Here is a 12,331-nt window from a genome sequence, read left to right as displayed (position 1 = left end):
ATCAGAACGGATAGTAACGGATCTGCGTCATGACGACGTTGTCGTCGGTCTTCGGCGCACCACCGACACCGGCGAACGCGAAGCGTTGCGTGTGGGAATACTGCACGCCGGCTTTGAGCGTGCCGTAATTGCCCTGGTAGATGGTGTCGTAGATCCCGGCCGTGATTTGGCGGACCTCCTTGGTATTGCCGTTGCAAGTCGCGGCCGGCGAGCTCTCGATGTTGCAGCCGGTGTTGTTGTAGAGCGGATTGCCGTAGCCGAACGGCACCGTGCCGACATTGGCGAAATTCGCCTTGGCCTTCTCCAAACCCGCGTAGCTGTAGACGTCGAGGCTCGGCGTCGCGTGCCAGATCAGGCCGACTGCGGCCGCCGTGATGGTCAGCGGCAGGAGGGTTCCGTCCTGCGCCACTGCCGCATCCGGGAATGGCGTTGCCGTGAAGCGGCCGAGCACGCCGTGCGAGCCGTAGAGCTGCAGATCGAGGGTTTTCGGAATCAGCTCGGCATAGATGTGGCCACCGAAGCTGCCGGTATTGTAGGTGTGGTTGGCATCGTTGAAGCGATCGAACAGCTGGCGATAGAGCGCCCAGGCCTCGACATGGAGCTTATAGGGACCGAGCCGCGGATCCCAAGCCGCCTTCGCCGTGACGTCGGGCACCTGGTTCAGGCTGACATTGTTGAGGTTGTTGAAGAAGCTGCCGCCCGGCCCGGTCAGATTGACCTGGAGGTTCGGATTGAGCACGCCTTGCGGGCCGACCGCGGGCGTGCCGACGGCCGGCACGTTGCCGCCGAAGAACGCGGTTTGCGCGTTCTCGACGGACGCGGCGATCTTGAACTCCGGTCCGATGTCCTGCCAGATGCGCAAGCCAGGTTGGCGCGCCGCCAGGAATCCCGGAACGGATTCGAAATCGATCACGCCGGGCGCATCGACACCGCGCGGGTCGATGCCCGACTTGCTCGGCGCGTTCAGCGACCATGATTGTCCGGCGAGGACGTGGAGGCCGAGGTCGCTGCGATCGACCTCGAGGCTGAGCTGCCGCATGCGCGGGTTGAACGAGTTGGTCGCAACCGAGCTCGCCGTCTGCGCCGCGCCTTCGAAGTCGATTTCGCCGTAGCCGGCAAGGTGCGTGTCAGCGCCGACATTGCCTTCGGCCAGCACCGAGAACCGGCTCTGGCGCGCGGAGAAGCGCGTTTCCGGAATGTTGAAATTGCGGCTCTGCTGATAGGGAATGAAATTGTAGACCGAACCGGTGTCGGAGGCGAGATTGCGCGAGCGGTAGATGCCGGTGAGATCGACCCAGCCGCCGAATGTCAGCGTGATGCCCTTGTAGCAGACCTTGCCGGCCGCACAGGGATCGACGGGCAGCGCTTTGTATGTTGCAGGCATCGGAGCCGCCTTTGCCTGCGCTTCAACCTGCCGCGTCTTGCGCGCCTCCGAATCCACGCGCTGCTGCAGCTCTTTCAGCTTGGCCTTGAGCGACTGGATTTCGGTTGCGACATTGTCGTCGGCATGCGCCGCGCCCGAACAGGCAGCGAAGATGCCCAGCATCAGTCCGCAAGTGATGATCCGCACTTGAACTTCCCTCCTCTTGGGAAGCAGGTTCGTTTCCTTGCACCGTCTCCGGCGCCTGCGTGCTTCCCTGATGTGGAGTGACTGGAAGGCGGCTGCGTTTATTCGCGGCGAGGCGCATGTTGTGCATCACGTTTTCCTGACGATCATGCTTGGAATATTTGCGTAGCCCGACCGATCCGCATGCGCGATTGTCGCCATTGTCCAGGGCCATGCGCATTGGGCCCGGCCGGGGCATGGCCGGGCCCACTTTCGCGACGGGCAAATCGATGCGCGGCTGTCATTTGCCCTTGGTCGCGCGCATCACCGTGGGACGCGGTGATTTCGAGGAGGGAACGAACGCCATCGTCTCCCGCGTCGAAGGATTTGCGAGGCTGCGATCGCCATTCGGATACATCGAGGCGTAAGCCGCCGGCTCCTGCATTTGCCACTGCCACTGCGCAAGCGCCGGCGTCACGGACGCGGCCGAGATGGCAATTGCGGCAACGAACAGCTTGGACTTGGTCATGATATCTCTCCTGCCTGGGCGGACCGCTTCATCGCGCGGCCGACATGGAGAGAGAGCGGAGTTTCTGGCTCCGCATTCCCGCGCGTGCAATCACGATCCGGGGAAGGAATCGTGACGACGATTTGGCGACGCCGTAGCCCGGATGAGCGCAGCGATATCCGGGATTTCGTGCGCCGCAGCAGCGGCCCCGGATGTCGCTACGCTCATCCGGGCTCCAAGGCGCCTAGTACAGCGGCGGGATCTGGCCGACCTTGACCGGGCCGAGCAGCACGGCGCCGTCGACGAACTTCAGCGGGAAGCTGCGCGCCTTCTTGCCTTCGAGCGTACTCTCGGTGCCGATCGAATTGATGCCGGCGGCAACGCCGGCATTGGCGTTCTGCTTGATGACCTTGCCGAGACCGGGAACGGCGCGATCGAGCGCACCGAACAGATTGTTGAGGTCCTGCGACTTCACCCCGGGCGCGACGCGATCGAGCGTTGCCTGCGGCACGCCCTCCTCCAGCATCTTCTCGATGCCGAGCGCGGGGATCGCGCGCTCGAGGCCCGTCACGGTCATCTGCAATTCACCGTCGAGCCGGCCGTTGGCCGAGAGGCCGAGCGTGCCGGCCGCAACCGCAATCATCTCACCCTGCTGGATCCGCGACTGCACGATCTCGATGTGGCCGCCAGCGGCCTGAATCTCGCGGAAGCGCTGCGGCCAGGGCTTTGGCGTGAGGTCGGAGAGGCCGGTGACTTTGGCGCGCGTGTCGGCCTCGAACGGCTCGGCGAGCAGGGGATGAACGCCCTGGATGCTGCCCTGCGCGACGTGGAGCACGGTTTCGATCACGGGATGGTCGGCCGGCGAGCCGTCCGCAAGGCGGCCGTGCAGCTCGATCTGCTTGGCGCGCGCAAGCGGCACCTGCACGCTGCCGTCGAGGCGATTGAGCGAGGGATCGTCGAACACGATGGAGGCGCGGTCCGGCACCGAGGGCAGGCCGACAACGCTGCTGCGGCCCTTGCTCCAGTTCACCACGAAGGTGTTTTGCGTGACGCCGTCGGTCAGCGTCGCGGGCGCGGAGAATTCGGCGATGACGAGCTTGGGATCGTACACCTGGGCGACGACCAGGATGTTGTCGAGCTTGGCCATGAAGGGCGTCTTGCTCGCATTCTGTGAGACCAGGGCGACGCTGGCGCCCGAGCACTGGACCTCGAAGCGGAACGGGAAGCCGGCGATCGAGCGCTTGGCGCAATCATAGATGCGGCCGGACTTCGCCTCCTGCGCCCGCCAGGCGTCTGCGGCCACTTCGGCCTGTGAGGCCGCATAGAACCAGAAGCAGCTCCACGCGACGGCAAGGATCAGGACGAGAACGGGTGCGATGAAAAGGCCCCAGCGGGAGCGACGGCCTGTGGCTACGGTCATATTGGACATGCGGCGACCCTTTGGCCCCAGATTCAGGCAAATGTAAGCGTGGTCGGTCTGCGACGAAAGACGGAGAATTCGCTTCGCTTGGGCCTTTCATTCTGATAGCCGTGCCCGAAATGTCGGAAATTACCCTCCCCTCCGTCACCACGGCCAAAGGCGACCTCTGGGTGTTCGGCTACGGTTCGCTGATGTGGCGGCCGGGCTTCGACTTCGAGGAGCGCGTCCCGGCGCGGCTGGTCGGCGAGCATCGGGCGCTCTGCGTCTATTCCTTCGTGCATCGCGGGACGCCGGAGAAGCCGGGCTTGGTGCTCGGGCTCGACCGCGGCGGCGCCTGCCGCGGCATTGCCTTCCGCGTCGCTGAAAAGAACCGCACCGAGGTCGTCGCTTACTTGCGCGCGCGCGAGCAGGTCACCTCGGTCTATCGCGAGGTGATGCGCTCGGTATGGCTGGAGAACGACGCGCGCCAGCGCGTCTCCGCGCTCACCTATGTTGTCGACCGCGGCCATGCGCAATATGCCGGCCGGCTGTCCCTCGCCGAGCAGCACCGCCATGTCGTCCAGGGCCATGGCCAGTCGGGCGCCAACCGCGACTATGTCACCGCAACGGTGAAGGCGATCGAGGCCGAAGGCTTTCGCGACACGCAGCTGCATCAGCTTGCATTGATGCTACATGGCGATGCGCATTCCCTGCACGCGCCTGCGCCAGTGGAAGACCGCGAGAATCGCTAGCGCTCCGCCGGCGTATAGCTCGGCGCCGAGCCGATCAATTGCTCCTGCTCCTTGCGCCCGGCTTCGACGAGGCGGCCGGTCGCGCCTTCGATGGCGGTTTGCACGCGGGAGAGAAACTCGTCCTTAGGCAGGCCCGGCGGCAACGGATCGAGGAACTCCACCACGAGCGTGCCGGGATAGCGCATGAAGGTGCGGCGGGGCCAGAACAGGCCGGAGTTGAGCGCGATCGGCAGGCACGGCACACCGCAGGACGAATAGATCTGCGCAAAGCCGGTCTTGTAGTCAGGCTCGGCGCCAGGCGCGCGGCGCGTGCCTTCCGGAAAGATGACGAGTTGCCGGCCGCTGCGTACCGCCTCGCGCGCCCGCCGGGTCATGTCCAAGAGCGCCTTCACGCCGGCATTGCGATCGATCGCGATCATCCCGGTCTTGACCAGGAACTGACCGAACACCGGGATCTGCATCAGCTGACGCTTGAGGATGAAGATCGGGCGGTCGAAGAAGCCCGGCAGCACGAACGTCTCCCAGAACGACTGGTGCTTCGCCACGATCACGAGCGGGCCCTGCGGAATCTTCTCCGTACCCCGGAATTCCACCTTGATGTTGCAGACCACGCGCATCAGGACCAGCGTCGCCTTCGCCCACCATTCGGCGACCGTCAGCATCGCGCGTGGCGGCAACGCGAAGGTCGGCAGCGCCACGATCGCGAGGCACACCAGCACGGCGTAGAACAGCACGTTGAACACGAGCGAGCGCAGGAAAATCAGGAACATCGACGGTCCGATCAATTTGCCGGTCAATTGGCTTGTCAATTGGCTTGGGCGGTGGCGGGCCGCCTCGGCTGCTGACCTGCAGGCTGCTCCGACATCTCGGGCGAAAGGTCAATCCCGAAATCCTCCAGCCGCACCCTGAGCTCGGCCGCGATGTACTTGACATATTCCGACAACAGCAGCCGCAAGGTGGACGCCGAGGTCCACCACGGCTCCTCGCGCCATTTGTCGCCGACCACCGCGAACGGGATCAGCGTGGTCTGCGGCATCGCATGCGAGAATTCCACCAGCGCGCGCGGCATGTGGTAGTTCGAAGTGACCACGATCAGCGACTTGAAGCGACGGCCCTCGGCCCAGCGCCGCGCCTCCGCCGCGTTGCCGCGGGTCGAGAGCGCGGTGCGGTCGAGATCGACGCAACAGGTCATGAAGGACTGGTTCTCCGGCAACGTCCTGGAGATGTCGCTCGCTGTCGAGGTCGGATGCACGCCGGAGATCAGCAGCCGCCTGCCGTAGCCGGCAGCGAGCAGCTCCATCGCGTCCGACACCCGCGAGGAGCCGCCGGTCAGGACCACGATGCCGTCGGCCTTGCGGCTTGGTGCGATCTCGGCGCCACGCAATTGCGACAGGAACGCGATGAAACCCGCCGCAGCGCCGACAAAGGCGAGCGCAATCGTCGATACCAATGCCGCGCGCAGCCAGCCGCGCGGCAAGTTCGGCAATCGATCGTCGGTCGGCGAGGTCATGTGATGTCGGTAATCCCTTCCCTGAAGTGATTTTATGACGTTTTGAGGCGAAGTGGAGTCTTACGTCGGCGGCGGTGCGCTCCCCCGCCCCGCTTGCGGGGAGAGGGTTGGGCTGAGGGGGAGTCTCCGCGGGGACGGAGGCAGTTGGACTCGTGGGGAGTCCTCCTCACCCGGAATCCGCGCGTATTCCGGCCTCTTCCCGCAAGCGGGGAGAGGCGAATAAACCTCAATCCACATCATTCAAGGTCGCAAACAACGTCTGGCGCGAGGCCACTGCGGTGATGGCGCCGATCAGCACGGCCTGGACCGCGAGCACGATGTAGCCCGACGGCCGCAGCGAGAAGGTGCCGAGCAGCGCGGCGAACTGGTCGCCGACGGGGGTACCGGAAAACCAGCCGGCGATCGACTCGGAGAAGCCGAATACCAGCATGGCGGCGCCGCCGCCGATCACGCCGCCCTCGAGGCCAAGCCTGAGGAAATGACGCAAGAAATGATTGGCGATGTAGCGGTCGCCGGCACCGACGAAATGCAGCACCTCGACGATCGGGCGGTTCGCCGCCATGGCGCCGCGGGTCGCGAACGAGACGGAGATAATCGTGGCGACGATGACGAGCGCGAGGATGCCGAGGCCGGCGAGCACGGTGGCGTTGGTCATCGAGCGCATCCGCTCGATCCAGGCGCGATGATCGTCGACGCTGGCGCCCGGCGCGACCTGCGCCACCCGTGCGCGCAAGGCGCCGAGATCGAGCAGCGTGCCGGGTTGCACCCGCGCGATGATCATGCGCGGCACCGGCAGATTGTCCATCGACAGCCCCGTGCCGAGCCAGGGTTCGAGCAGCTTGCCGCTCTCCTCCTTGCTGAACGGCTTGACCTCGACGACGCCGGCTTGCGCGCGCATCGCCTCCGTCACCGCGGCGGTGTCGCGTTCGAGATCGCGGCCGGCCTGTGGGCGAACCTGGATGGTGATCTCGCTCGCGACGTCCGACTGCCATTCCGCGGCGGAGGCGCTCACCAGCAGCACGGTGCCGGTGGCCATCGACGCGAGGAAGGTCATGATGGCAACGACGGCGACCAGCGCCCGGCCCTGGATCGAGGCACGCGGCACGATCGGCGACATGTTGCGCGCCTTGGCCGGCAGCTGCGGACGTTCTTGTCCGAGGTCGACCAGCACGCCGCGCTCGTCGGTCCTATTCATAGACGTGCAGCCGTCCCTGGTGCAGCACCAGCCGCCGTGCCTCATACTGGTCCATCAGGCCGATGTCGTGGGTCGCGATGATGACGGCGGTGCCCGATTTGTTGAGCTCGATGAAGAGCCGCAGCAGGCGGCGTCCGAGCGTCGGATCGACGCTGCCGGTCGGCTCGTCCGCAAGCAGCAGCTGCGGCCGCGAGATCACGGCGCGCGCGATCGCCGCGCGCTGCTTCTCGCCGCCCGACAGGATCGGCGGCAGCGCGTCCATGCGGTCGCCAAGCCCGACCCAGCGCAACAGATCGATCACCTCCTTGCGGTAGCTCGACTCGCTGCGGCCCATGACGCGGAACGGCAGGGCAACGTTCTCATAGGTCGTCATGTGGTCGAGCAGGCGAAAATCCTGGAGCACGATGCCGATGCGCTTGCGCAAATCGGCGATCTCGTCCTTGCCGAGCTGCGAGATGTCGTGGCCGAACAGATTGACGAGGCCCCGCGTCGGCCGATGCGACAGGAACAACAGGCGCAGCAATGAGGTCTTGCCGGCACCGGACGGGCCGGTGAGGAACTGGAACGAATGCGCCGGGATCTGGAAGCTGAGGTCGCGCAGGATCTCCGGCCCCAGACCGTAACGCAATCCGACATTTTCGAACCGAACCAAGCTCAGCTCCGTTCGAGAGGGGGCGCAGGTCGCGTGGCTGCGCTCCGCCATGCGCGATCATCGGGTTTTGCCGCCGTTATGGTTTCCGGTTCGTTAACGGTCGGCCTGTAGCATATTTGGTAGCAGCCTGATCGCCCGGTTCTCTCCCCGGCGCGGTCATGGTCAAAAGCTCGTTCAAGTCCTGGTTCATGCATCAAGGCTCGTCTCGTCCATGCATATCGTCTGCCCCCATTGTATGACATCCTACGCCATCAAGCTCGCGAGCCTTGGGGCGAACGGACGGGCGGTCCGCTGTTCCCGCTGCAAGGAGACCTGGATCGCCCATGCCGAGGATGCCATCGAGGAGGCGTCCGTTCCGGCCATGGCTGCAGCCAGCCAGGCCGACGACCAGTCCGACCTCGCCGAGCAGTGGGATTCCTATGCCAAGGGCGACAGCGCCGCGGATGCGCCCATCGTCGACAGCCCCTCGATCGCCAGTGACTGGCCCGATGAAGAAGCCAAGGAAACCGAGGACGAGTGGTCAGCGGCGGCCCGGGAGGCCGAGGAGGAGGTCGCCGGCGCGCAGCATCACTCCTGGTTCCGCGGCCTGTTCCGCCGGCCCGGGGCGCGGGTCAGCCGCCCGGCCGCCACAATTGCTCCGCGAAAATCCACTTTCGGCCTGCCGACCGCCTGTGCCGCCATGGGGGCGCTGGTGCTGGCGCTGGTGATCTGGCGTGGCGACATGGTGCGGCTGCTGCCGCAGACGGCAGCGTTCTATAAGCTGGTCGGGCTCGAGGTGAACCTGCGGGGCCTCGCCTTCAAGGACGTCAAGCTGTCCAGCGAGACCGTGGACGGTAAGCAGGTGTTGGTGATCGAGGGCGTGATCGTCGGCGAGGGCAAGAAGCCGCTCGACATCCCGCGGCTGCGCTTTGCCGTGCGCGACGCGCAAGGAGCGGAGATCTACGCCTGGAATACCGTGCTGGAGCAGACCGTGCTGCGGCCCGGCGAGCGCGCCTTCTTCCGCTCGCGTCTCGCCTCGCCGCCGCCGGAGGGCCGCAATATCGACGTTCGCTTCTTCAACCGGCGCGACATTGCCGGCGGCAGCGTATAATCCGCCTCGCAAGGTCCCGCGCGGGAGTTGATCCCAAGGTTTGTCTCATGCCGAAGATCCTGATCGCCGACGACGAGGATTCGATGCGCACGCTGGTGGCGCGCGCCATCGCCATGGACGGCCACGAGACCGTCACCGCGCAAGACGGCGCCGAGGCGCTGGAGATCCTGAGTCGCGAGGACGGCGCCTTCGACCTGCTGCTCACCGACATCCAGATGCCCGTCATGGACGGCATCGCGCTGGCGCTCTCCGCCGCGCGCGATTTTCCCGATCTGACCATCTTGCTGATGACCGGCTTTGCCGACCAGCGCGAGCGCGCCTCGAACCTCAATGCGCTGGTGCACGACGTCGTGACAAAGCCGTTCTCGGTCGCCGACATCCGCACCGCGGTGGCGGACGCGCTGGCGGCGAGGAAGGGGTAGCCCGAAGCTATCGCCTTATACTCCGCTGTCATGCCCCGGCTTGACCGGGGCATCCAGTACGCCGCGGCCCCTCGGATGACTCACTGGCTTCTCGGAATACTGGATCGCCCGGTCAAGCCGGGCGATGACACCGCGTGCGACGCTAAAAATCCTTCAGAAGCCGCTCGATGTAATCGAGCTCGATCTGCGGGCGCGAGCTGTCGCCGAGGCGGCGGCGGAGCTCTTCGAGGATACGCCGGACACGCTGGGCGTCGATCTCGCCGGGGATCTTGACGGTGTAGTCGTCGCTGAGATCGCGGCCGTGAAGCGGGCGCCCCAGCGGATCGGTCTGATTGCCGCCGCTCTGCTGACGGCCGGCCCGATTGCCGGGACCATCGTTCTGCCCGTCGCCATCGCCCTGCTGCATCGCTTCGGCCATCTTCTGCGCGCCCTTGCGCATCGCCTCGAGAGCCTTGCCCTGCGAGTCCACGGCACCGTCGGCATTGCCCTCGCCGAGCTTCGAACCGGCATCGCCCATGGCGCCGTCGGCGGCGTCGAGGCTGCCGTCGTCATCGCCCTGGTCACCGTCCTGATCGCCGTTCTGGTCCCCCTGCTGGCCTTTCTGTCCCTGCTGCCCTTTCTGGCCCTTTTGTCCCTTCTGCGTGAGGCCGCGCTTGGCGAGCTCGTCCTGCAGCTTCTTCAACCGGTCGCGCAGCGACTGCTGATCCTGCTGCAGGTCCGACATCGACTGGTCGCCCTGCTTGCCGCGCGAGCGGTCACGCCGGGCATCCTGGCCCTGCTTGAAGGTCTTGTCGCGCAATTGCTGCTGCTTGCGGATCATGTCGCTGAGCTCGTTGAGCGCCTGCTCCATCTCGCTCTCGCCGGATTGTCCGGGCTGCGCCATCTGGAGATTTTCCATGATCTGCGCGAGCTGCTCGAGCATGCGCTGGGCCGCCTCGCGATTGCCCTCGCGCGCCGCCTTCTCGATCTGCCGCAGCAGGTCGTCGAGATCGCGCTGCGTGATGACGTTGCGATCGCGGCTGGAGGACTGGCTTCGCTCCGTCGCCCGCTTGTATTCCTCGAGCTTCTGAATGGCGTCGGACTGGTTGCTCAGGCTCTTGCCGGACTCCTTCTGCCTGAGGCTGTCGCCGGAATCCTGCATCGCCTTTTCGGCACCGTCGAGCAGCGCGTCGGGATCCTGATCCAGCTGGGCAAAGGCCGGCGAGACGCCGCCGAGCAGCAAGGCGAGGCAGGCGACCGACATCGCCTTCAAGACTGGCACGCGTGCTAGCTTCCGCATTTCCGGTCCCGCGTAAACTGGTTGGTCTTGTCGTCCCCCGCCTTGTTGGCACGGCTGTTCGCCGACTTCCGATAAGCTTGAAGCTGCTCGCGCAAGACATCCTGCTGCTGCGCCAGCTCGGCGAGCTGCTCGGGCGTCGCATGCTGGGTCTTTTGCCGCAGCTCGATCGCCTTGTCGAGGATGAGCTGGACCTCGGCCGGGAACGGCTGCCGGGCGCCAAGCGGATTCTGTTCAGCGCGCCGGGCGAGGTCGCGCACCTTGCCGGCCATCGCCTCACGCAGCTTCTGCGTCAGCACCCTGAGCTCGTCCTCGCTGGCACCGCGTTCCAGGGCCGCCTTGAGCGCGTCCTGCGCCGAGCGCAGCGCGGCGTTGACGCTGCCAGCGACACCGTCGTCCTCGATGGTGGTCGCGAACGCCCACATGCTCGCCACCACATTGCGTAGCGCATCGTCGGTGCGGGCAGCCTCGAGCTGGGTCGCAAGGCTCCGAAGGCCGAGATAGCAGCCGGCGTCCGGCGTGAACAATTCGGGTGCGATCATCAGCGCGTCGAGCGCGGTGTAGACGTCCGAATTCCTGTTGGCGTCGAGCGCGAGGATGCGGCGCTGCTCGATCAGCGCGCGCGCCAGCGAGTTGGTGAAGAGACGCTCGGGCAGGCGCATGTTGAAGGGTTCGCTTTTAGCCTCATTGCCGGCCTCGTCCTTGGCGGTGAGCGTCAGCGTGACGTCGGCGCCGGCATAGGGGTCCTCGCTGAGGTCCTTCACCGTCTGGCCGACGCCGTTGCGGGTGCGCGCGTTCGGCAGCACGAGCGGGAATTTCGGCGGCTCGAACAGCGGCCGCGCCGCAGCCTTGCCGTCGGAAGCCTTGCCGTCGGAAGCCTTGCTGCCATCCTTGGCCGCATCCTTGCCGTCGTCGGGACGCAAGCCGATGTGGGCCTCCGCGCCGGTCACGCCGTAATCGTCCTCGACCTTGTAGGAGAGCTGGAGTCCGCCACGCGCCTGGCGCTCGGGATCCTTGGCGAGCGAGATCGTCGGCGGGCGGTCCGGCGTCGCCGCGAACGCCCATTGCGGTTGGCCGGAGGGCGCGCGGACATGCGCGGTGCCGTCAGCGGTGATGCTGAAATGCTTCTCGTTGGTTCCCTTGGGCGCGGCCTCCGCGGGCGCGACCTCCTTGAGGCCGCCGGAGACGGTGACATCCAGACTGCCGCCGGAAGAGCGCACGATCAGGGTCGAGCCGGCGGGAACGGCGAGCGGACCGGAGGCCGGTAGCGCCGCAGCCTCTTTGTTGGCGGCAGACAGGATGACGGGCGGCTTGCCGGTGTAAAGCGGCGGCGTGACCCAGGCATCGACGCGAACATTGGCGGGGGCCAGCACGCCATTCCAGTCGAAGGCAGCCCCAAGCCGCATTCCGCGCTCGTCACCGGCGGCGAAGAAGGTCGCAACCAGCATCACCATGACCAGCGCGCGCAGCGCCCAGGGATCATGCAGCGCGAGCCGCGGATGCGGCAGTCCGGCACGGATCCGCTTGATCGTGGCCAGTGTACGTTCGCGCTGCGCCTGCCACAGCGCCTGTGCGACCGGATCCTGCGAGGACAGCGTGTCGGTCAGCGTCGTGGCCGGACGATGACGGATGCCGGAGCCACGATCGAGCCGGCTCAGTGCCTCTTCGCGGCCCGGCCAGCGGAAGCGAATCAGGGGCAACAGGGCGGCAATCGCAACGCCGGCGAAAACGAGAAGACCGATGGCACGGGCAATGAAAGGCAGCGCCAGCCAGAGGCCGGCCCAGGACACCACCAGGAACAGGCCGACGACGGTCAGAAGCCGCGCCAGATGTGGCCAGGCACGCTCCCACGCGATGGCATAGACGGCCCGATCGAGGGCCTGCGCCAGCTTCAGCCGCGACAGAGCGTCACTGTTGCGGATCGGGTCTGACGGGTCGGGGGTGACGCCGTTCAATCAACTCTCCAGGTTCCCCGGTCGAG

At 66.2% G+C, this 12,331-nt stretch carries 12 protein-coding genes; 3 read left to right on the top strand and 9 right to left on the bottom strand.

Annotated elements, in window-relative coordinates; translation table 11 throughout:
• Position 1: 1 nt before the first annotated feature.
• The 3 genes from UNPA324_RS26485 to UNPA324_RS26475 all read right to left on the bottom strand — a co-directional run bounded on the left by UNPA324_RS26485 (position 2) and on the right by UNPA324_RS26475 (position 3,483).
• Positions 2-1,570: a hypothetical protein gene (locus UNPA324_RS26485; protein ID WP_181769522.1), complete on the bottom strand. Its 1,569-nt coding sequence runs from the start codon at positions 1,568-1,570 to the stop codon at positions 2-4.
• Between the two features lie 277 nt (positions 1,571-1,847).
• The gene (locus tag UNPA324_RS26480) at positions 1,848-2,075 is read right to left on the bottom strand and encodes a hypothetical protein (RefSeq protein WP_128920435.1); all 228 of its coding nucleotides are present in this window, start codon (positions 2,073-2,075) and stop codon (positions 1,848-1,850) included.
• A gap of 223 nt (positions 2,076-2,298) precedes the next feature.
• Complete coding sequence (locus tag UNPA324_RS26475) at positions 2,299-3,483, bottom strand: DUF2125 domain-containing protein (RefSeq protein ID WP_141936703.1); 1,185 nt, start codon at positions 3,481-3,483, stop codon at positions 2,299-2,301.
• A gap of 110 nt (positions 3,484-3,593) precedes the next feature.
• Between UNPA324_RS26475 and UNPA324_RS26470 the strand changes: the two genes are divergently transcribed.
• Positions 3,594-4,205: a gamma-glutamylcyclotransferase gene (locus UNPA324_RS26470; protein ID WP_164936387.1), complete on the top strand. Its 612-nt coding sequence runs from the start codon at positions 3,594-3,596 to the stop codon at positions 4,203-4,205.
• Here UNPA324_RS26470 and UNPA324_RS26465 read toward each other — a convergent pair.
• The 4 genes from UNPA324_RS26465 to ftsE form a co-directional block, all read right to left on the bottom strand.
• Positions 4,202-4,975 (bottom strand): lysophospholipid acyltransferase family protein, encoded by a 774-nt coding sequence (locus UNPA324_RS26465; RefSeq protein WP_128920484.1) that lies wholly within the window; start codon positions 4,973-4,975, stop codon positions 4,202-4,204. The genes UNPA324_RS26470 and UNPA324_RS26465 overlap by 4 nt on opposite strands.
• Before the next feature lie 35 nt (positions 4,976-5,010).
• Entirely contained in the window at positions 5,011-5,715 is a 705-nt protein-coding gene (locus tag UNPA324_RS26460) for a YdcF family protein (protein WP_128920432.1), read from the bottom strand.
• A 226-nt stretch (positions 5,716-5,941) separates the two neighbouring features.
• Positions 5,942-6,910: a cell division protein FtsX gene (locus UNPA324_RS26455; RefSeq protein WP_141936701.1), complete on the bottom strand. Its 969-nt coding sequence runs from the start codon at positions 6,908-6,910 to the stop codon at positions 5,942-5,944.
• Entirely contained in the window at positions 6,903-7,562 is a 660-nt protein-coding gene (gene ftsE, locus UNPA324_RS26450) for a cell division ATP-binding protein FtsE (RefSeq protein WP_018646542.1), read from the bottom strand. The genes UNPA324_RS26455 and ftsE overlap by 8 nt, the downstream gene beginning before the upstream one ends.
• A 211-nt stretch (positions 7,563-7,773) precedes the next feature.
• On the opposite strand from ftsE, the gene UNPA324_RS26445 reads away from it, so the two are divergent.
• Complete coding sequence (locus tag UNPA324_RS26445; protein WP_141936699.1) at positions 7,774-8,652, top strand: MJ0042-type zinc finger domain-containing protein; 879 nt, start codon at positions 7,774-7,776, stop codon at positions 8,650-8,652.
• Between the two features lie 47 nt (positions 8,653-8,699).
• A complete protein-coding gene (locus tag UNPA324_RS26440) occupies positions 8,700-9,074 on the top strand; it encodes a response regulator (protein WP_128920429.1) in 375 nt (124 codons plus the stop codon).
• A gap of 142 nt (positions 9,075-9,216) precedes the next feature.
• Here the strand turns inward: UNPA324_RS26440 and UNPA324_RS26435 are convergent, their stop codons facing one another.
• The gene (locus UNPA324_RS26435) at positions 9,217-10,353 is read right to left on the bottom strand and encodes a DUF4175 family protein (RefSeq protein ID WP_128920428.1); all 1,137 of its coding nucleotides are present in this window, start codon (positions 10,351-10,353) and stop codon (positions 9,217-9,219) included.
• Positions 10,341-12,305, bottom strand: a complete 1,965-nt coding sequence (locus UNPA324_RS26430) for a TIGR02302 family protein (RefSeq protein WP_141936697.1) — start codon at positions 12,303-12,305, stop codon at positions 10,341-10,343. The genes UNPA324_RS26435 and UNPA324_RS26430 overlap by 13 nt, the downstream gene beginning before the upstream one ends.
• Positions 12,306-12,331 lie beyond the last annotated feature (26 nt).

This window comes from Bradyrhizobium sp. UNPA324 (assembly GCF_006658635.1).
Taxonomy (GTDB): domain Bacteria; phylum Pseudomonadota; class Alphaproteobacteria; order Rhizobiales; family Xanthobacteraceae; genus Bradyrhizobium; species Bradyrhizobium nanningense.
The sequence above is the reverse complement of the archived record's forward strand: the minus strand, read 5'-3'. Positions and strand labels throughout refer to the sequence as shown.